This window comes from Mesorhizobium sp. P2_C7, from assembly GCF_056404515.1.
Map to the genome: position 1 here is coordinate 24,232 of NZ_JBFUDW010000020.1, position 19,829 is coordinate 44,060.

Genomic DNA, 19,829 nt, shown 5'->3' on the forward strand with positions numbered 1-19,829 from the left:
TGCCACGCCCTCAATGATTCTTTCGTCATTCGCGGGATATAGGCCTGTTGTTGTTCGAAACACGTGCAACAAATGGCGCCGACGGCAAGGCTGGGTCAGCGGACGCTTTCACGTTGAAAATAAAGTACCGGGCTCGGCGCGACTGATCAGTGCGCAGCGCTCCGCGTCAGGAAAGGCAATCTGTTATGTCCAGGCTTAAGACAAGGTCGCGCTGATTACGGGTGGCACCAGCGGCATCGGCCTGGTGACGGCGCAACGTTTCATTGAGGAAGGCGCGCGCGTCGCCATTACCGGCACCAATGCGGGCCGTCTCGAGGAGGCGCGCAACATCTTGGGCAGCGATGTGCTTGTCATCGCCTCCGACGCCGGAGATGCCGCCGCCCAAAGCGACATTGCCGGGCGGATCGGCGAAACCTTCGGCAAGCTCGACGCTCTCTTCCTCAACGCCGGCATCGCCGATCTGCGGCCGCTTGGCGACTGGACCGAGGCAGCGTTCGATAGGAGCATCGATGTCGACCTCAAGGGACCGTACTTCCTGGTCAAGGCGCTCGTTCCCCTGTTTTCGAACCCGTCGTCGATCATCCTCAGCGGCTCGGTCAACGCGCATATGGGAATGGCAGGAACGCATGTCTATTCGCTGGCCAAGGCTGGCATGATTTCGCTGGCGCGGACGCTGTCGGGCGAACTGATAGGACGCGGCATTCGCGCCAATGTAATCAGCCCGGGCCCGATCGACACACCGCTCAATGACAAACTTGGGCTGGATCCGGCAGCGGCGAAGGCCCGTGCGAAAGCGGTGGTCGGCCTGGTCCCCGCGGGCCGTTTCGGAACCGCCGAGGAAATTGCCAATGCGGTGGTGTTTCTGGCTTCGGACGAATGCCCGTTCATGGTCGGTGCGGAAATGCTGATCGACGGTGGCTTGAGCATCGCCTGAGATCGGCAGGGCCTTAGCACCCGCCAGATGGCGGGTGCTTTTGTCTGTGACGTCGAAATATCCTACGCCTTGAAGAAGGCCAGCAGGTCGGCGTTGATGATCTCGGCATGGGTCGTGGCCATGCCATGCGGGAAGCCCTTGTAGACCTTGAGCTCGCCCTTCTTCAGCAGCTTGATGCTCAGCAGTGCCGAGTCGGCGATTGGGACGATCTGGTCGTCGTCACCGTGCATCACCAGCACCGGCACGTCGATTGTCTTCAGGTCCTCAGTAAAGTCGGTCTCCGAGAAGGCCTTGATGCAATCATAGTGTGCCTTGGTGCCACCCATCATGCCCTGGCGCCACCAATTGTCGATGACACCTTGCGAGACTTCCGCGCCCGGACGGTTGAACCCGTAGAACGGGCCAGCCGGAACGTCGCGGAAGAACTGGGCGCGGTTGGCTGCCTGGGCGGAGCGGAAACCATCGAAAACCTCGATCGGCAGACCGCCGGGATTGGCCGGGGTCTTGAGCATGATCGGCGGCACCGCGCCGATCAGCACTGCCTTGGCGACACGACCTCCCGAACCATACTGGGCGACGTACCGCGCCACCTCGCCGCCGCCGGTCGAGTGGCCGACATGGATGGCGTCCTTGAGGTCCAGATGCGCCGCCAGTGCCGCGACATCGGCGGCATAGGTGTCCATTTCGTTGCCGATATCCGTCTGGGTCGAGCGGCCATGGCCGCGGCGATCATGGGCAATGACGCGGTAGCCCTTGGACAGGAAGAACAGCATCTGGGCGTCCCAGTCGTCGCTGCTCAATGGCCAGCCGTGATGGAAGACGATGGGCTGACCGGTTCCCCAGTCCTTGTAGTAGATCTGCGTTCCGTCCTTGGTGGTGATTGTGCCGCTGCCGGTGCTGGGCTTGGATTGCGAGGCCTGGTTCATCTCAATCTTCCTTCGATTGTTGTCGCGATAAACAATATCGCGATGTCCACATGCCTAGCGTAGCCCAAACCGCTTGTCCATGGAAATATGTATCGCGATATCATTTTTCGTGGTACAGACTTGGTGCCTGCCTTGGCAAGAAGGAATCCGCCGTGCCTCTCCCGTTGGACAATCAGCTCTGTTTCACGCTCTACGCCACCAGCATGGCGATCAATCGCACCTACAAGCCGATGCTAGACGAGATGGGCATCACCTATCCGCAATATCTCGTGCTCAATGCGCTGGCAGAGGCCGACGGCATGTCGGTCGGCACTATCGCGCACCGGCTCGCCTTGGAATCGAGCACCGTCACACCGCTGGTGAAGCGAATGGAACAGGCTGGGCTGGTGAGGCGCCAGCGCAGCCAGCTCGACGAGCGCCAGGTGCAGGTCGACCTGACCGCAACCGGGCGCGCGCTGCTTGTCCGGTGCAACTGCCTGAATGAGACCTTGATCGAGCGCTCGGGCATGACGCTGGCACAGCTTGATGCCTTGAACCGGCAGATTCAGGCGCTGCGCGACGCGTTGACCGGCGACCGGTAGCCAGCCGCCAACAACAGTCTAGGCCAAAAACCACAGTGCCGGCGCCGGCACGGCTATCATGCGGATTTAAGCACGGTGAATGGGCGTTTGCGCAGGGTCCGCTTTGCCTGGAAACTTGCGGCGGGAGCGGGACGGCCGACATGGAAGCCCTGGACCTTGTCTATGCCAAATTCGCGCATAAGGGCCATCTGCTCGTCCGTTTCCACCCCTTCGACCAGGATTTTGTGGCCGCGATTTCGGACCAGGGTAATAATGTCCTGGAGCATTGCCTTGCCGTTCGGGGCGCTGCAGTCGTGCAGAAACGAGCGGTCGATCTTCACCGTGTCGAAATCGATGAGACGAAGCCACGACAGGCCGGCAAAGCCGGTCCCAAAATCATCGAGCCATATCTTGATGCCGAGCAGCTTCAGGTCGCTGATGCAGCGAAGAATGTCCGAGTGCATCTCCATTTCCAGTCCTTCGGTGATTTCGAAGGCCAGCCTGCTGCCGGCGACGCCGGTCTCGCCCAAAATGGTCGCGACGGACGTTGCGAAGCCAGGTGTCTTGAGCTGAATTGGAGAGACGTTGACACTGACGACACGGACGTGGTCGTCCGCCAGAAGCTCGGAGCACACTGTCCTTATTGCCCAGCGCCCGAGTTCCAGGATCGCGCCGGTTCGTTCCGCAACGGGAATGAACAGGCTCGGCGGAACCGACGTACCGTCCAGCATTCTGAGGCGCATCAGAGCCTCTACGGCTTCGACCCGGCCCGATTTGACATCCTGGATAGGTTGATAAACGAGCGAAACGAGATTCTGGCCAATCGCGATCTTCAGCAAGGCCGCGATGTTCTCACTTTCGTCGCTGCTCTGGGGATCGGTCGGATCGAACAGCCGAGCGCAATTTCGACCACCGGCTTTTGCCAGATAGAGCGCGCGGTCGGCTTCGTGGATGATTTTCTCCAGCTTGGCGCCAGTCTGCGTCCTGGTGAATGCAGCGCCAACGCTCACTGTCACAATCGAGACGCCGTCTCGCCGCAGCTCGTGGGTAAGCGCCAAGCCCTCCACCGTACTGCAAATGGCTTCGGCCAGATCCATGATCTGTTCTTTTCTCTCCACTCGAGCCAGGACAATGAATTCCTCCCCGCCATAGCGACCGATCGAGCCACTATACTGCTTGATCATTTCGCTAAGGGCATTGGCGACATGGATCAGGCAGCGGTCGCCTTCCTGATGGCCGTAGCAGTCATTGAACTTTTTGAAGAAGTCCACGTCGATGAGGATCGCCCCAAAACTGGTGCCAACCCGTTGCCAGTCGCTCCAGTAATCCCGCAGCTTTTCGTCGATCGCCCGCCGATTTTCGAGACCCGTAAGCGGATCGGTCCGCGACAGTCTCAGCAGAGCCTTGCCTCGTTCGGTCGCCTCGTTGTGCTGAATTTTGGCTTCCAGCGCGTTCAGGAAGACGTTGTAGCGCTCCTCATTCAGTTTCCAGTTCACATATGAGGTGAATGTGAAGCAGGAAATGTAGAACGTTCCAAACACCAACTTGTATGTTAGCGTGGAAGGCACAAAGTAGTTTACGACATACAATATGCATAGGATTATAGTTGACGTTATAATAGAAACTTTGAATCTGAACGTAAAGAAGAGATTGGCACTCATCATGAAGATGGTGCCGAAGACCATATAATAAGAGACGCTTTCCTTGTCCGCACCCATAACCGCTGGGGACAACCAGCCGACATAGCCAAAGATAATGGCCCCGGCGCAAGTGATGTCGAGCCATTCCGTCCCGACGCCATGGCGAAGCTGCATTTCCAGGATCAAAAGCGCGGTCAGTCCGACCGCGAAGCGCGCCGTGATCGTGTAGGCGGCCACATCCGGGATCAGCAGCAGGTCAGTTGCCGAAAACAGCACATAGATGGCAACGGCCATCCAAAGCCCGGGCCTGGCTTCCCCTCTTCGCGTCACCTGGGCTTCCGTCCGGTAAAGGCTGCGAAGCTCGTCGGACGCCAGTTCGTAACGCGGTTCGTACGGTTCCGCATCAGCCGCATCGGCAAATACGGATGCCACGCGTTCGTCCATCACAACGAACCCCGTTTGAAGGGGATCTTGTATGCCGAACTCATCTCTAGCTTCTGCCCTCACGCAGGCCGGCTCCTTGGACGCGACGCGATTGCGACGCCGGGCCAACAAATGCAATCGAGCAAGACAAGTTTCCGTTAACTCGAACGAGGAATCGGCCCCAGAAGCGGCCTAACGAATGAACATGGTTTGCGGGAAATTAATCATACCGATAAAATGCGCCCGACCCGCCATTGGCAAATGGAGCATTCTACGCAATAAGTTAACTGACTGTTAACTATGGAGTGATGGGTTGCAAACCGTGTTTGATGGCAAAAGCCTGATTACTGCCAAGATGATCGCCAGCAGTCTCCGTCGAGGAACGATCGAGCATCATGGCGAAGAGTTCGAAAACGCTCGCGCGGAGCTGGCGCTCATTCTCAGCGCGACACAGCAGCAAATCGAACAACGAAAAGACCCTGCCGAGATCATTCGTCGCCTGATGTCGCACCTCAACGCGACGCGTTCCAAGGTGCATCCCGACGTTTGGCAAGCATTGATACCGGTGGTGCAGGGCCACCCGGTCCTGGAGTATTTTCTCGAGGATCCCCTGACACGGTGGTCCTTCAGCAAGCCCAGGGGGTATTCTGGCGACGCGGAGTTGCTCGACTACATCTATTGTGATCCGCACGTGGCCGAGAGCGTGGCAAACGCCTCGGAGACCGGCAAGGCGCTCTATACCCATACCCAGGACGTGCCGTCGTGCGTCGCGGCACGGGAACGACGCGATCTTTTGACCCGATATGTCGACGAGTCTGCGGCCAAGAACGGACCGCAAACCGAGGTCCTGGCGATCGCGGCCGGCCATTTGCGTGAGGCCAATCGCTCAGTCGCCCTGGCGGAGGGCCGTCTCAAGCGCTGGGTTGCGCTCGATCAGGATCCCCAGAGCGTCGGATTGATTTCGCGCGACTTCCAGGGCACCGCGATCGAAGCCATCGACGGCTCGGTGCGCACCGTGCTCACGAGGGGCCACAAGCTGGGCCAGTTCGACTTGATCTACGCCTCAGGCCTTTACGACTACCTTGCGCACAACGTTGCCGTGAAACTCACGAAGACCTGCCTGCAGATGTTGAAGCCGAACGGGACGTTCCTGTTCGCGAACTACGCGGAGGGCAATCCTGACGCCGGGTACCGTGAGACGTTCATGGACTGGGTGTTGCTGCTGCGCTCGGAAGTCGACATGTGGAACATCGTCAATGCCAGCGTCGACCGCAACACCGTCGAGGCCAAGGTGTTCTTTGGCGAGAACCGCAACGTGCTGTACGCCGTCATCGAAAAGCGCGGCTAGCCTTTGGCTTGCACCTCCGGCCACCTTCCGCTATAGAGCCGCCACCCGCGTAGACACCCTTGGAGGCAACGCGGCGGAAAGCCGCCTCACCCGGCGGCTTTCGACGTTTACGGCCAAGCACGTTGCCGGCCGCGAACGCTCCAGAACAAACCGAAAGGAAATGCCATGAGCCACGACACTTACGAGCTCAAGGCCGAAGCACGCGAACAGGTCGGTAAGGGGTCCGCCCGTGCAGTTCGCCGCAACGGTAAAGTGCCTGCAGTAATTTATGGTGACAAGCAGCCTCCCCTGGCCATCGCGCTCACCTACAAGGACATCTACTACAAGATCCATGGCGGCGGGTTTCTGACCACGATCGCCACGATCGATGTCGACGGCAAGAAGATCCAGGTCCTGCCGAAGGACTTTCAGCTCGACCCGGTCAAGGATTTCCCTGTCCATGTCGACTTCCTGCGCATCGGCAAGGACACCGAGGTCAATGTCGACGTGCCTGTCCACTTCATCAACGAGGACAAGTCGCCCGGCATCAAGCGCGGCGGCGTGCTCAACATCGTGCGTCACGAAGTCGAGTTCCACTGCCCGGCCAATGCGATCCCGGAATTCATCACCGTCGATCTCACCGGCGCCGACATCGGCGACTCGATCCACATCTCGGCGGTCAAGCTGCCGGCCGGTGTGAAGCCTGTCATCTCCGACCGCGACTTCACCATCGCGACCATTGCCGGTTCGTCGGCGATGAAGCCGGAGACGGAAGTTACGGCTGAAGTGGCGACCCCTGAAGCGGCCCCTGCCGCCGAAGAGAAGTAACTCTTTCACGCCCGGAGCAGGCGATGCTGCTGTTTGCAGGTCTCGGCAATCCGGGCGCGAAATACGCCAACAACCGGCACAATGTCGGCTTCATGGCGGCGGACGCAATCGTCCGCCGCCATTCCTTTTCGCCCTGGTCGAAGAAATTCCAGGGCCTGATTAGCGAAGGCACGCTTGGCGGCGAAAAGATCGTCCTGATCAAGCCGCAGACCTTCATGAACCTGTCCGGCCAGTCGGTCGGCGAAGCGCTGCGCTTCTACAAGCTCGAGCTTTCCGCGCTCACCGTCTTCTACGACGAGATCGACCTTGCCGAGGGCAAGCTGCGCATCAAGACCGGCGGCGGCGCCGGCGGCCATAACGGCATCCGCTCGATCGACGGCCATGTCGGCAACGCCTATCGCCGCGTGCGCATCGGCGTCGGCCATCCCGGCGTCAAGGAAATGGTCCAGTATCACGTGCTTGGCGATTTCGCCAAGGTCGACCGCGAATGGCTGGAACCGCTGCTCGACGCGATCGCCGACAACGCCGCCATGCTCGTCAAGGGCGACGAATCCGGCTTCATGAACAAGGCCAGCCTCGCCGTCCAGGGTAAGGCCGCGCCGGAGCCGGAAAAGCAGGCGCCAAAGCAGCCGGCGCCCAAGCAGCAAAGTCACGTCCGCCAGGCTCGCCCGCAGCAGCCGGCAGTCAAGCTGCCGGAAAGCGGCCCGATGGCCGCGATGCTGAAGAAACTCTTCGGCAAGGAGTGAACGCAGCAGGAGCGTGCGGCGTTACAGGGCTTGACGTTGATCACCCCTATCGCCCATAGCCCTGATCAAATTTCGATTTCCCGATAGGACCGGACAAAATGGGTTTCAAATGCGGCATCGTTGGCTTGCCCAATGTCGGCAAGTCGACGCTTTTCAACGCGCTGACCAGGACGGCGGCGGCGCAGGCCGCCAACTATCCGTTCTGCACCATCGAACCGAACACCGGCGAGGTGGCGGTGCCCGATCCGCGCCTGCAGAAGATCGCGGCGATCGCCAAGTCGAAGGAGATCATCCCGACCCGCATCTCCTTCGTCGACATTGCCGGCCTGGTGCGCGGCGCCTCGAAGGGCGAAGGCCTGGGCAACCAGTTCCTCGCCAACATCCGCGAGGTCGACGCAATCGTGCACGTGCTGCGCTGCTTCGAGGATGACGACATCACCCATGTCGAGGGCCGCATCGACCCCGTCGCCGACGCCGAGACGGTCGAGACCGAGCTGATGCTCGCCGATCTCGACAGCCTCGAGCGGCGCATCGTGCAGATCCGCAAGCGCGCCGGCAGCAAGGACAAGGAAGCGACGACCGTGCTGCCGCTGATGGAGGCGGCGTTGGAGCTGCTGCAGGCCGGCAAGCCGACCCGCATCCTGCTCAAGGGTATTTCGGCGGACGACCTGCGCATCCTGCAGGGGCTGAACCTTCTGACCTCGCATCCCGTGCTCTATGTCTGCAACGTCGCCGAAGCGGACGCCGCCACCGGCAACGAGCACACAAGGGCCGTGGAAAAGATGGCCACAGCGCAAGGCGCCAGCACCGTGGTGATCTCGGCCGCGATCGAAGCGGAAGTCGCCCAGTTGTCGGACGAGGAGGAGATGGAATTCCTGTCCTCGCTCGGCCTCGACGAGCCCGGCCTGAACAAGGTCATCCGCGCCGGCTACGAGCTGTTGCAGCTGATCACCTATTTCACCGCCGGCCCCAAGGAAACGCGCGCCTGGACCGTGCACAAGGGCGCCAAGGCACCGCAGGCCGCAGGCGTCATCCACACCGATTTCGAGCGCGGCTTCATCCGCGCCCAGACCATCGCCTACAACGACTTCATCACGCTGGGCGGCGAAGTGGCGGCCAAGGAAGCCGGCAAGGCGCGCGACGAAGGCAAGGAATATGTCGTCCAGGACGGCGACGTCCTGCTGTTCAAGTTCAACACCTGATTTTGTGAAGATCACGCTTGGCGGCAAGCCCTTCCGGTACCGGCAGCTCTAAGAGTTCTTCCGAGCCGCCGGAGTCATTCGCCCGCCAGTTGCTTGTCTTGATTTTGTCACGCCACAGGACTAAGCGGCAGGTGCACGCGCCGGACCGCCGTGCCATCCGACACGAGCTTCAATCCGAACGCACCCTTTGGCCCCAACAAGGGAGACCCGGCGATGATCAAGGCCTTCGTCGTGGACAATGACCGCCTGCGCGTCATCGACGATCTCCTGGCAAACGGCGAGAACGTCGTCTGGGCCGACCTGCTCAACCCGACCAGGGAAGAGGAAGTGGCGATCGAAAGCTGGCTCGGCGTCGCCATTCCGACGCGCGAGGAGATGGAGGAGATCGAGATTTCGAGCCGCCTCTATGTCGAGGACGGCGCCTACTTCATGACCGCCACCCTGCCCGCCCAGACCGAGGTTGACGATCCCCTGATGTCGCCGGTCACCTTTGTGCTCGCCGGCTCCCGGCTGATCACCGTGCGCTATCACGAACCGAAGGCATTCAAGACCTTTCCGCAACGCGCCGAAAAAGTGGCAACCGGCTGCACCAGCGGCGACACCATTCTGATCGGGTTGCTGGAGGCGATCGTCGATCGCCTCGCCGACATCCTGGAGCGCGCCGGCCGCGACATCGAGGCGATTTCGCGCGATATCTTCGAGGCGCGGTCGACCAAGGTTTCCAAGCGCAATCGCGATTTCCAGGATCTCCTGAAAGCCATCGGCCGCAAGGAGGACATCGCCTCCTCGATCCGCGACAGCCTGATCTCGCTGCAGCGCTTGGCCGGTTTCTTCGCCCACGCCTCGACCCGGACCAAGATGAGCAAGGACACCAAGGCGCGCATCAAGACGCTGTTGCGCGACGTGCTGTCGCTAGCCGACCACGCCACCTTCCTGTCGCAGAAGATCAGCTTCCTGCTCGATGCCACGCTCGGCATGATCTCGATCGAGCAGAACGCCATCATCAAGATCTTCTCGGTCGCCGCCGTCATCTTCCTGCCGCCGACGCTGGTGGCTTCGATCTATGGCATGAATTTCGACATCATCCCCGAGCTCAAATGGCAGCTCGGCTATCCCTTCGCGATCGGCCTGATGATCTTGTCGGCGATCCTGCCCTTCTGGTATTTCCGCCGCCGCGGCTGGCTTTGACCCGTCCGCCAAAGGCCACGTGGCCGTGACGTGGCGCTATAGAAATCTCTTGACCAAACGGCGGCCTGCCTGCATCCGGAAACCCCGATCCGAAATCGTGGGTCTATGAACCGGATTCCAGACCATGACTGCAAAAACCTGGGCCTATGAGGACTTTGTCGAGGGCGCCTTGTTCGACCTCGGCAGCAAGCAAGTGAGCGCCGCCGAAATCATCGAATTCGCCAGCGAATTCGAYGCGCAGCCCATGCATCTCGATGAGGAAGCCGGCAAGGCGAGCATCCTCGGCGGCCTCTCCGCTTCGGGCTGGCATACCTCAGCCATGTTCATGCGCATGCTGTGCGATGCTTTCCTGCTCGACTCCACCTGCCAGGGATCGCCCGGGGTCGATCAGGTGAAATGGAAGAAGCCGGTGCTGGCCGGTGACACGCTGACAGGAAGCCTGGTGGTTCTCACCAAGCGCCTGTCGCGGTCGAAGCCGCAGCTCGGCTTCGTCACCATGCGCAGCGAACTGCTCAACCAGCGCGGCGAAAGCGTCTTCGAGCTCGAAAACTCCGTCATGTTCCTCACGCGAGACGCTACCGGGAGCGCAGCATGACACTGGACGAATTCTTCCGCATCGGCACTACCGTTACGCTCGGCTCGCACACATTCGAGCCAGAGGCGATCAAGGCGTTCGCCAGGAAATACGACCCGCAAATTTTTCATATCGACGAGGAAGCAGCCAAGAAGAGCGTGCTCGGCGGGCTCTGCGCGTCGGGCTGGCACACGGCCGCGACCTGGATGAAACTCAATTTGGCAAGCAGCATGGACGCCGAGATCGCTGCGTGGAGCGGGCCCGGCCCGGTGCCGGAATTCGGCCCCTCGCCTGGCTTTAAGAACCTGAAATGGCTGAAGCCGGTCTATGCCGGGCAAACGATCACCTTCACGCGTACGGCACTTTCCCACCGGCCGATCGCCTCACGCCCCGGCTGGCGGCTGCTGGCGTTGCGTTGCGAGGCCTTCGATTCGACCGGCGACAAGGTGCTGGAGTTCGAAAGCGCAGTGCTGGTGAAGGTGGAGTAAGCCCGGCGCTTCTCCCTTCTCCCTTGTGGGAGAAGACGTCGGTGCTCCCTGGAACACCCCTCATCCGACCGGGCTTCGCTCGGCCACCTTCTCCCACAAGGGGAGAAGGCAAGAGGTCCCCTCAATGCCCCTCGAATCCGATCAGCGTCCTCACCGGCACGCCGAGCGCTTCGAGCTTGGCGCGGCCGCCGAGATCCGGCAGGTCGATGACGAAGCAGGCTGCAAGGATGTCGGCGCCGATCTGCCGCAGCAGTTTGACCGCCGCTTCCGCGGTGCCGCCCGTGGCGATCAGATCGTCGACGAGGATCACCTTCTCGCCAGGAGAAACGCCGTCCTTGTGCATCTCCATCTCGTCGAGCCCGTATTCAAGGCTGTAGGCGACGCGCACGGTCTCGAAAGGCAGCTTGCCCTTCTTGCGGATCGGCACGAAACCGGCCGAGAGCTGATGGGCGACGGCGCCGCCAAGGATGAAACCACGCGCCTCGATGCCGGCGATCTTGTCGATCTTCTGGCCGGCATAGGGATGCACCAGCTCGTCAATGGCGCGGCGGAAGGCGCGCGCATTGCCGAGCAGCGTGGTGATGTCGCGAAACAGGATGCCGGGCTTGGGATAATCCGGAATGGTACGGATCGCGGCAAGCAGTGAGTCTTCGAGGGAGGATTTCATGGGTCGAGATTACCTGAAACGGAGATTCTTGCGCGACAATTGTTCGATCGAACTGCAGCCCATCAGCTTCATGCCGCGCTCGATCTCGACCCGCATCTGTTCGAGCGCCCGTTCGACGCCCGGCTGGCCGGCCGCCGCGAGCGGGAACAGATAGTAGCGGCCGACGCCGACCGCCTTGGCGCCGAGCGACAGCGCCTTCAGCACATGCGTGCCGCGCTGCACGCCGCCATCCATGATGACGTCGATCTTGTCGCCGACCGCGTCGACGATCTCGGCAAGCTGGTCGAACGCCGCTCGCGAGCCATCCAGCTGCCGGCCGCCATGGTTCGACAGCACGATGCCGCTGCATCCGATCTCGACGGCGCGTTTGGCGTCCTCCACCGACATGACGCCCTTGAGGCAGAACGGACCCGACCACAGCCTGACCATCTCTGCGACATCGTCCCACGTCATCGACGGGTCGAGCATTTCGGTGAAGTAACGGCTGATCGACATGGTGCCGCCGCCCATGTCGACATGCTCGTCCAGCTGCGGCAGCTTGAACCCCTCATGGGTGAAATAATTGATCGCCCAGGCCGGCTTGATCGCGAACTGCAGCATCCCGGCCAGGTTGAGCTTGAAGGGGATGGCAAAGCCGGTGCGTTTGTCGCGTTCGCGGTTTCCCCCGGTGATGCTGTCGACGGTCAGCATCATCACTTCGACGCCAACCTCCTTTGCTCGCTGCATCATCGCCCGGTTGAGGCCGCGATCCCGATGGAAATAGAACTGGTAGACCTGCGGGCCGCTGCTGATCCCGCGCGCCTCCTCGAGGCTGACGGTGCCAAGCGAGGAGACGCCGAACATCGTGCCGTATTTGGCCGCGGCCTTGGCGACCGCGCGCTCGCCCTGATGATGGAACAGCCGCTGCAAGGCGGTCGGCGAACAATAGACCGGCATCGCCAGCTTTTGACCCATCACCGTCACCGACATGTCGATCTCGCTGACGCCGCGCAGGACGTTGGGAACCAGATCGCAGGCATCGAAGCTTTCGGTGTTGCGGCGATAGGTGACCTCGTCGTCCGCCGCGCCGTCGATATAGTCGAAGATCGGCCCCGGCAGCCGCCGTTGCGCCATGCGGCGGAAATCGGAAAAATTGTGACAGTCGCTGAGCCGCATCATTGATTTCCAGACGTCATATCGTGGCAATCGCTTCGCCACCGTTTGGTGCGTCGAATATCAACCTGTTGTCTCCGTGCCAACGGCCTAATTGCCGAGCCGTCCCACGAGCTACAATCGCCAGCACAAAAAGGGGCGCCCGAAGCGCCCCTTTCGTCGGAAACCGGCAGCTAGCGAAAAATTACATGCCGAGATCGGAACGAAGCTCGGCCTTGGCCACGTCGTATTCGGCCTTGAAGTCGTCCCGGTTGAGCAAGACGGCGGCGATCACGCTGCCGGAAATCTTGCCCATTTCAACATCGGACGCGTAATGGATACCGCCAACCTCGCGATTGTGGGCGTATTCAGCCGCACGCGCCATGATCTCGGCGCGCTTTTCCGGAACCATGTCAGACAGGATGATGCCCATCATGGTGCCGACGGTGGCGTGGCCGGAAGGCCACGAACCGGAGCTGGACAGCTTGACCGCGGGCTTGACGAGGTCGCTGAGCTGGTGCGGACGCGGGCGCTTCCAGACATCCTTGGCCGGATCGACGACGGCGCCTTCGGTGGCCACCACGCGATCGAAGAAAGCACTGAATTTCGGCAGTGTTTCCTTGTTGAACTTCGGCCCCATCACATTGGCGAAGCGCCAGACATTCTCCTCGGCGTCGGCAACAGCGCTGGCCACCATTTCGGGCGTGCGCGTCACCTGCAGCGTCAGCACCTCGCCAAGTTCGGCCTTGGTCTGCGCCGAATCGTTTGCCGGCGGCGGCGGCAGGATCATCGTCAGGTCGACATCCTTGTTGGTGATGAAGGGCTGGGCGTCTTCTGCTTGCGCGGCCGAGCCGAGGATGAGCAGCAGCAAGCCTGCCGCGAGCGATGCGTATCTTTTCATGGGGGGCGATCCTTTGGTGAGAGCGGCACAGGATCGCCGGATGCGGTGACGGCCATGTGACACCACAGGCCTCCCCAAATGCAAAGGGCGCCTTTCGGCGCCCTTTTTTGATCGTATGGCTGTGCGCGGTTTAGTGCGCCACGCCTTCCCACACCTTGCGCTTGGTGAGATAGACCAGCGCACCGAACAAAAGCAGGAACACCAGCACGCGGAAGCCGGTCTTCTTGCGGTCTTCCATATGCGGCTCGGCCGCCCACATCAGGAAGGCAGAGACGTCGCGGGAATACTGGTCGATGGTCTGCGGCGCGCCGTCGTCATAGGTCACCTGGCCGTCGGACAGCGGCTTGGGCATCTTCAGCGACACGCCCGACATGAAGTACGGATTGTAGTGGGTGCCTTCCGGGATGACCATTCCGGCCGGCGGCGTCTGGTCGTAGCCCGTCAGCAGCGAATGGATGTAGTCGGGGCCGCCCGCGGCATACTGCGTGAAGATATCGAAGACGAAGCGCGGGAAGCCGCGCTCGACGCCGCGCGCCTTGGCCAGCAGCGACATGTCGGGCGGGGCAGCGCCGCCATTCGAGGCAGCGGCGGCTTCCTCGTTGGCGAATGGCGGCGGGAAGTGGTCGGACGGCTTGCCAGGGCGGTCGAACATGTCGCCGGCGTCGTTCGGGCCGTCATGGATGGTGTACTCGGCCGCCAGCGTCTTGATCTGCGCGTCCGAATAGCCGAGGTCCGACAGCGTGCGGAACGCCACCAAATTCATCGAATGGCAGGCCGAACAGACTTCCTTGTAGACCTTCAGGCCGCGCTGCAGCTGCGCCTTGTCGTAGGTGCCGAACGGCCCGGCGAAGCTCCAGTCCATCTCCTTCGGCTCGTTGATCGGGAAATGCGTCGGTGCGGCCGCGTTGTGTGCCTCCTCGGCGGCGATCGCCCCGGTGCCAACAACCACGAGGCCGAGCAACGCCAGCGAGGTGAGAATCTTCTTCATGCCAAATCCCCTTAGATTCTCTACCCGCTCAGCCCTTGGTTTCCGGCGCGGCCGTAGCCCCCGCAGGATGATGACCGCCACCCTTGTTCTTCTCGAGCACCGCTTCGGTGATCGAATTCGGCAGCCGCCGCGGCGTCTCGATCAGGCCGAGCACCGGCAGCGCGACCAGGAAGAAGGCGAAGTAGAACAGTGTCGCCATCTGCGCCATGAACACGTAGCTGCCTTCCGCCGGCTGCGAGCCCAGCCAGCCGAGCAGGATGGCATCGGCCACGAACAGCCAGAAGAACAGCTTGTACCAGGGCCGGTACACCGCCGACCGCACCTTCGAGGTGTCAAGCCACGGCACCAGGAACAGCATGACGATGGCGCCGAACATGCAGATCACGCCGCCGAGCTTGGAATTGATCGGCCCGATGTTGAAAGTGATGGCGCGCAGGATCGCGTAGAACGGCAGGAAGTACCATTCAGGCACGATATGCGCCGGTGTCTTCAGCGGATTGGCCACGATGTAATTGTCGGGCGCCATAAGGAAATTCGGAATGTAGAAGACGAAATAGGCGAAGAAGAACAGGAACACGATCATGCCGAACGCGTCCTTGATGGTCGCGTAAGGGGTGAAGGCGACGGTGTCGGTCTTCGACTTGACCTCGATGCCGGTCGGATTCGACTGGCCGACGACATGCAGCGCCCAGACATGCAGCACGACGACGCCGGCGATCATGAACGGCAAGAGGTAGTGCAGCGCAAAGAAGCGGTTCAGTGTCGGGTTGTCGACGGCGAAACCGCCGAGCAGCAGTTGCTGGATCCATTCGCCGACCAGCGGGATTGCGCTGAAGAAGCCGGTGATGACGGTGGCGCCCCAGAAGCTCATCTGGCCCCACGGCAGCACATAGCCCATGAAGGCCGTCGCCATCATCAGGAGGTAGATGATACAGCCGAGGATCCACAGCAGCTCGCGCGGCGCCTTGTAGGAGCCGTAATAAAGGCCACGGAAGATGTGGATATAAACGGCCATAAAGAAGAACGAGGCGCCTGTGGCATGGAGATAGCGCAACAGCCAGCCCGAATTCACGTCGCGCATGATCTTCTCGACCGAATCGAAGGCGAGACTGGTGTCGGCCGCAAAGTGCATGGCCAGCACGATGCCGGTCAGCATCTGCGACACCAGCATGATCGCCAGGATACCGCCGAAGGTCCACGCATAGTTCAGGTTGCGCGGCACCGGATAGGCGATGAAACTGTCATAGACCATCCGCGGCAGCGGCATGCGGGCGTCGAACCAGCGTTCGATACCGGTCTTGGGCGTATAGGTCGAGTGTCCCTCGCTCATCGAAATATCCCCTGCCTCAACCGATAAGGATCTTGGTATCGGAAATGAACTTGAATACCGGCACTGCCATGTTCTCGGGCGCCGGGCCTTTGCGAATGCGGCCGGCCGTGTCGTATTGCGAACCGTGGCACGGGCAGAACCAGCCGCCGAATTCGCCTTCCTGGCCGAGCGGAATGCAGCCCAGATGCGTGCAGACCTGGACCATCACCATCCAGGCTTCCTTGCCGGGCGTGGTGCGGTTGGCGTCGGTCGCCGGCGCGTCGGCCGGAAGGTTCGCGTTGCGGGCGATCGGATCCTTGAGGTCTGTCAGCTTGACCGCCTCGCCGTCCTTCATCTCCTGCTCGGTGCGGTTGCGCACCACGACAGGCTTGCCACGCCATTTGACAATCAGCGACATGCCCGGGGTCAGTGAAGCGACGTCGACCTCGACGGAAGCCAACGCCAGTGTCGAGGCGTCAGGGCGCATCTGGTCGATGAACGGCCATGCGAGGGCACCCGCGCCGACCACCGCGGCCATGCCGGTGGCGACATAGAGAAAATCACGACGGTTGGGATCCTGGGTGTCGGTTGCGCTCACGGGTGCCTGATCCTTTCGCCTATTCCGCGCCGGTGGCTGAGCCATGTTCCCCGCTCAATTGCGCCAACCCGACAGCGCATGGCGAACAGGCTTGCGAATTCCTCCGGCATTTGGACTTCGGTTTATGCGTGAAGCCCGTTTTTGTCCAGACGGGTGAAGGCACAAGGGCAGATTGTCGCGGGGACAAAATCCGTCCTCGGTCAGCGCGACGCCGGATGGCCGCCAAAGATCGCTAAACAACAGGGAAACAACCGCAATTCCGGGGTCGCCTCCACCTCGACACCGGACACCGGCCCGGTCTATCCTTGCCACCATGGCACACGTCATAGACCGCGACACATGGGCTGTTCGCTCTGACGGCTGGAAGGGCGAGCTGCAATGCGGCGCCTACGGCTCCAAGTCCTGCCTGATCTTCAACTATCTGCCTGATGTCGGCGGCGGCCCCCGGCTCCACACGCATCCCTACGCAGAGATCTTCATCATCCGCCAGGGCACCGGCCTGTTCACGGTCGGCGACCAGGAGGTCGAGGCCTTTGCCGGCCAGATCGTGATCGTTCCGCCCAACACGCCGCACAAATTCACCAATCTCGGACCGGGCCCTCTGGAAACCACCGACATCCACGAGAACGGCACCTTCATCACCGAATGGCTGGAATGACCATGATCCCGAAAGCGGGAACCAGTTTTCGCCGGAGGTCATGGTCGAACAAAAGAGCTATTTCGCGCCGAGCCTGACCAGAACCGCCTTCGGGATGTTGTATTCGCGAATGACGGCGTCATGCTTTCGCAATCCGCACAGTTCGCGCTGGATGAAATAGCCGTGCACCGCCTCTGCGGCCTCCTTGAGGAGACGGGGACGCAGGTTCTCATCGCCATTGTCGCGCAGCCTCCCCAGCGTTTCCTCGACCCGCTGGCCGGCGCGGCCGAGTGCTGCCGCCTTCTCGGCGAGGATTTCATGGCCGAGCGCGTCGAAGGCGGCTTCGGCAGCCGTGGCGCTGGCAGATGGAGGACGCAGCGACATTTCAGCCTCCTTTCCCAAAAATCATGCGGTGTGTGACGAATTCTTCGCCTATCACCGGCTGGAAGCCAAGCCGCTCATAGAACGCGAAGGCTTCTTGCGGCGCACGGGTGTTCAGCGCGGTAAAATGCTGACGCGCCCTATCGATGACGGTCTCGACCATCATGCGGCCAAGGCCGGTGCGGCGGTGAGGCGCGCTGACGAACAGGTGCCGGACCCGGCCCTGGTCCCTCGCCTCGAAATAAGGATCGATGTTCAGCCCGCACACACCGGCAAGGTCGCGGCCATGCCATGTGCCGTACAGCGCCTCGCCCCGCTTCAGGAACTTGTTGCGGCCGCTTGCCCAGCCATCCGCCAGGCGCACCAGCATCCAGTACCCCTCCAGACGGCTCTCCTCCTTCAGCGCGTCGAAGCCCGGCGTGGTTGGCCGGAGCCGCTTGAGCACAAAGCCGACCTCCGCCGATCCACCCATGCCCTCACTCCGCCGCCCCCTCATTCCGCCGGTCGCGTCTCTTCGAGCACGCTTTCCTCGTGATAGAGGAAGCCGCCGGACTGCCGCTGCCACAGCCGCGCATAGAGCCCGTCAAGCGCCACCAGTTCGTCATGCGTGCCTTGTTCGACGATGCGGCCGCCGTCGAGCACCACCAGCCGGTCGAGCGCGGCGATGGTCGACAGCCGATGGGCGATGGCGATGACCGTCTTATCCTCCATCAGCAACGCCAGATTCTCCTGGATCGCCGCCTCGATGTCCGAGTCCAGCGCCGACGTCGCCTCGTCGAGGATCAGGATCGGCGCGTCCTTGAGGAAGACGCGGGCGATTGCCACGCGCTGGCGCTGGCCGCCCGACAGTTTGACGCCGCGCTCGCCGACAAAGGCCTCGTAGCCGGCACGGTCCCGGTTGTCGCGAAGGCCCACGATGAATTCGTGCGCCTCGGCCTTCCTGGCCGCAGCGATCATCTCGGCATCGGTCGCGTCAGGCATGCCGAGTTTGATGTTGTCGCGCAGCGAACGGTGGAACAGTGCCGTGTCCTGGCTGACGACACCGATATTGGCGCGCAGCGAATTCTGCGTCACACCAGCGACGTCCTGACCGTCGATGGTGATGGACCCGCTTTCCAGATCGTAGAGCCGCAGGATCAGATTGGCGAGCGTCGTCTTGCCGGCGCCGGACGGCCCGACCAGCCCGACCTTTTCACCCGGCCGCACGACTAGGTCGATGCCGTTGAGCACGCCGAACCCCTTGCCGTAGTGGAACTCGACATTCTTGACCTCGATGCGCCCACCGGCCACCACGAGTTCTTTTGCGCCGGGCGCATCGGTGAGGCCGAGCGGCTGCGAGACCAGCGCCTTGGAGTTTTCCAGCACACCGAGATTACGCAATATGCCGTTGAGCTGCATCATCACCCGGCCGAGCAGCATGTTGAGCCGCAGCACCAGCGACAGCGTGAAGGCGACCGCGCCAACGGTGATCGAGCCTTCGAGCCACAGATAGACGGCAAAGCAACCGATCGTCGTGATCATGATGCCCGACAGTGTCGTCAGCGCCATACGCACGCCGGTCAGTCGGCGGGTGAACGGGCGCAGCGCGTCGAGATAGATGTCGAAGCCGTTCTTGATGTAGCGGTCGTCGCCATCGGCCGAGAACAGTTTCAGCGTCTGCACGTTCGAATAGGAATCGACGATGCGGCCGGTGATCATCGAGCCGGCTTCGGCGGTTTCCTCTGCGTGCTTACGGATTGCCGGCAGATAGAGCTTGGCCAGCCAGCCGAAGGCGGAAATCCAGATCACCACCAGCACGGCCAGCCTGAGATCCAGCCCGGCGACCAGCGCCAGCGTCGTCACGGTATAGACGATCATGAACCAGATGACCTCGATGAAGCTTTCCATCAGGTCACCGGTGGCTTGGCCCGCCTGCCAGACCTTGGTGGCGATGCGGCCGGCGAAATCGTTCTGGAAGAAGGCGTAGGACTGGCGCGACACGTACCGGTGCGCCTGCCAGCGCACCAGATTGTAGAAGCCGGGCGTGATTGTCTGTTCGTCGACCAGCGCTGACAGGCCGACGACGATGGTGCGGATGACCAGCACCACCGCGATCATGAACACCAGTTCGGGGCCGGCGGCATTCCACAGCGCGTGCCAGCTGCGCTCGCCGGGAAGCTGGTCGAGAATGTCGACCAGCCGCCCGACGAAGTAGAACAGGCCGGCTTCGACCAGCGGTGCTATGCCGCCGATGAGCAGCATGGCGAAAAAGGCGAATTTCGCCTGGCCGACATAGTGCCAGAGAAAACCGCCGACGCTCGTCGGTGGCCGAAGATTCGCCGGCTCCCTGAACGGATAGACCCAGTTCTCGAACCAGCGATAGACGGCTGTCATCATGCGGC

The 19,829-nt window shown here is 61.7% G+C and carries 21 protein-coding genes; 10 read left to right on the forward strand and 11 right to left on the reverse strand.

Translation table 11 applies throughout. The features are described 5' to 3' along the window. Window positions 1-244 precede the first annotated feature (244 nt). Window positions 245-934, forward strand: coding sequence for an SDR family oxidoreductase (locus AC1D2G_RS30875; RefSeq protein ID WP_477418806.1), 690 nt, complete (start codon window positions 245-247; stop codon window positions 932-934). Window positions 935-996: 62 nt separating this feature from the next. Here the strand turns inward: AC1D2G_RS30875 and AC1D2G_RS30880 are convergent, their stop codons facing one another. Next, window positions 997-1,860 (reverse strand): alpha/beta fold hydrolase, encoded by an 864-nt coding sequence (locus AC1D2G_RS30880; RefSeq protein WP_477228210.1) that lies wholly within the window; start codon window positions 1,858-1,860, stop codon window positions 997-999. A 152-nt stretch (window positions 1,861-2,012) separates the two neighbouring features. On the opposite strand from AC1D2G_RS30880, the gene AC1D2G_RS30885 reads away from it, so the two are divergent. Beyond that, the gene (locus AC1D2G_RS30885) at window positions 2,013-2,441 is read left to right on the forward strand and encodes a MarR family winged helix-turn-helix transcriptional regulator (RefSeq protein WP_477228211.1); all 429 of its coding nucleotides are present in this window, start codon (window positions 2,013-2,015) and stop codon (window positions 2,439-2,441) included. 56 nt (window positions 2,442-2,497) lie between these two features. Here the strand turns inward: AC1D2G_RS30885 and AC1D2G_RS30890 are convergent, their stop codons facing one another. Continuing rightward, window positions 2,498-4,504 carry a putative bifunctional diguanylate cyclase/phosphodiesterase gene (locus AC1D2G_RS30890; protein ID WP_095090858.1) on the reverse strand — a complete coding sequence of 669 codons (2,007 nt, stop codon included), beginning with the start codon at window positions 4,502-4,504 and terminating at the stop codon, window positions 2,498-2,500. Window positions 4,505-4,796: 292 nt separating this feature from the next. Here AC1D2G_RS30890 and AC1D2G_RS30895 point away from each other — a divergent pair, with 292 nt between their 5' ends. The 7 genes from AC1D2G_RS30895 to AC1D2G_RS30925 all read left to right on the forward strand — a co-directional run bounded on the left by AC1D2G_RS30895 (window position 4,797) and on the right by AC1D2G_RS30925 (window position 10,836). After that, window positions 4,797-5,831, forward strand: coding sequence for a class I SAM-dependent methyltransferase (locus AC1D2G_RS30895; RefSeq protein WP_457153930.1), 1,035 nt, complete (start codon window positions 4,797-4,799; stop codon window positions 5,829-5,831). Window positions 5,832-5,996: 165 nt separating this feature from the next. Continuing rightward, the gene (locus AC1D2G_RS30900; protein WP_184874668.1) at window positions 5,997-6,638 is read left to right on the forward strand and encodes a 50S ribosomal protein L25/general stress protein Ctc; all 642 of its coding nucleotides are present in this window, start codon (window positions 5,997-5,999) and stop codon (window positions 6,636-6,638) included. A gap of 23 nt (window positions 6,639-6,661) precedes the next feature. Continuing rightward, window positions 6,662-7,384, forward strand: coding sequence for an aminoacyl-tRNA hydrolase (pth, locus tag AC1D2G_RS30905; RefSeq protein WP_477418808.1), 723 nt, complete (start codon window positions 6,662-6,664; stop codon window positions 7,382-7,384). A 98-nt stretch (window positions 7,385-7,482) separates the two neighbouring features. Then, a complete protein-coding gene (ychF, locus tag AC1D2G_RS30910; RefSeq protein ID WP_095090854.1) occupies window positions 7,483-8,586 on the forward strand; it encodes a redox-regulated ATPase YchF in 1,104 nt (367 codons plus the stop codon). A gap of 213 nt (window positions 8,587-8,799) precedes the next feature. After that, entirely contained in the window at window positions 8,800-9,774 is a 975-nt protein-coding gene (gene corA / locus AC1D2G_RS30915) for a magnesium/cobalt transporter CorA (protein WP_477418810.1), read from the forward strand. A 124-nt stretch (window positions 9,775-9,898) separates the two neighbouring features. After that, window positions 9,899-10,369: a MaoC family dehydratase gene (locus AC1D2G_RS30920; RefSeq protein ID WP_477228213.1), complete on the forward strand. Its 471-nt coding sequence runs from the start codon at window positions 9,899-9,901 to the stop codon at window positions 10,367-10,369. Next, window positions 10,366-10,836 (forward strand): MaoC family dehydratase, encoded by a 471-nt coding sequence (locus AC1D2G_RS30925; protein ID WP_477289521.1) that lies wholly within the window; start codon window positions 10,366-10,368, stop codon window positions 10,834-10,836. Before AC1D2G_RS30920 ends, AC1D2G_RS30925 begins: the two co-directional genes overlap by 4 nt. Before the next feature lie 121 nt (window positions 10,837-10,957). Here AC1D2G_RS30925 and AC1D2G_RS30930 read toward each other — a convergent pair whose 3' ends face one another. From AC1D2G_RS30930 to petA, 6 genes are all read right to left on the reverse strand, one after another. Further along, window positions 10,958-11,503 (reverse strand): adenine phosphoribosyltransferase, encoded by a 546-nt coding sequence (locus AC1D2G_RS30930; protein WP_095090850.1) that lies wholly within the window; start codon window positions 11,501-11,503, stop codon window positions 10,958-10,960. A gap of 9 nt (window positions 11,504-11,512) precedes the next feature. Beyond that, window positions 11,513-12,658, reverse strand: a complete 1,146-nt coding sequence (locus AC1D2G_RS30935) for an alpha-hydroxy acid oxidase (RefSeq protein WP_477418812.1) — start codon at window positions 12,656-12,658, stop codon at window positions 11,513-11,515. Between the two features lie 181 nt (window positions 12,659-12,839). Then, window positions 12,840-13,535, reverse strand: a complete 696-nt coding sequence (locus AC1D2G_RS30940) for an acid phosphatase (RefSeq protein WP_477228216.1) — start codon at window positions 13,533-13,535, stop codon at window positions 12,840-12,842. A 130-nt stretch (window positions 13,536-13,665) separates the two neighbouring features. Then, window positions 13,666-14,523, reverse strand: a complete 858-nt coding sequence (locus AC1D2G_RS30945; protein WP_477228217.1) for a cytochrome c1 — start codon at window positions 14,521-14,523, stop codon at window positions 13,666-13,668. A gap of 28 nt (window positions 14,524-14,551) precedes the next feature. Next, window positions 14,552-15,853, reverse strand: a complete 1,302-nt coding sequence (locus AC1D2G_RS30950; RefSeq protein ID WP_477228218.1) for a cytochrome b — start codon at window positions 15,851-15,853, stop codon at window positions 14,552-14,554. A gap of 16 nt (window positions 15,854-15,869) precedes the next feature. Continuing rightward, window positions 15,870-16,430 carry a ubiquinol-cytochrome c reductase iron-sulfur subunit gene (petA, locus tag AC1D2G_RS30955; RefSeq protein WP_457154199.1) on the reverse strand — a complete coding sequence of 187 codons (561 nt, stop codon included), beginning with the start codon at window positions 16,428-16,430 and terminating at the stop codon, window positions 15,870-15,872. A gap of 313 nt (window positions 16,431-16,743) precedes the next feature. Here petA and AC1D2G_RS30960 point away from each other — a divergent pair, with 313 nt between their 5' ends. Continuing rightward, entirely contained in the window at window positions 16,744-17,088 is a 345-nt protein-coding gene (locus AC1D2G_RS30960; protein WP_477300327.1) for a cupin domain-containing protein, read from the forward strand. A gap of 57 nt (window positions 17,089-17,145) precedes the next feature. Here the strand turns inward: AC1D2G_RS30960 and AC1D2G_RS30965 are convergent, their stop codons facing one another. The 3 genes from AC1D2G_RS30965 to AC1D2G_RS30975 are packed head-to-tail and all read right to left on the reverse strand — an operon-like array spanning window position 17,146 to window position 19,824. Beyond that, entirely contained in the window at window positions 17,146-17,451 is a 306-nt protein-coding gene (locus AC1D2G_RS30965) for a DUF6665 family protein (protein ID WP_457154201.1), read from the reverse strand. Between the two features lies 1 nt (window position 17,452). Continuing rightward, a complete protein-coding gene (locus AC1D2G_RS30970) occupies window positions 17,453-17,920 on the reverse strand; it encodes a GNAT family N-acetyltransferase (protein ID WP_457154202.1) in 468 nt (155 codons plus the stop codon). Between the two features lie 20 nt (window positions 17,921-17,940). Next, window positions 17,941-19,824 (reverse strand): ABC transporter ATP-binding protein, encoded by a 1,884-nt coding sequence (locus AC1D2G_RS30975; protein WP_457154203.1) that lies wholly within the window; start codon window positions 19,822-19,824, stop codon window positions 17,941-17,943. Window positions 19,825-19,829: the final 5 nt, after the last annotated feature.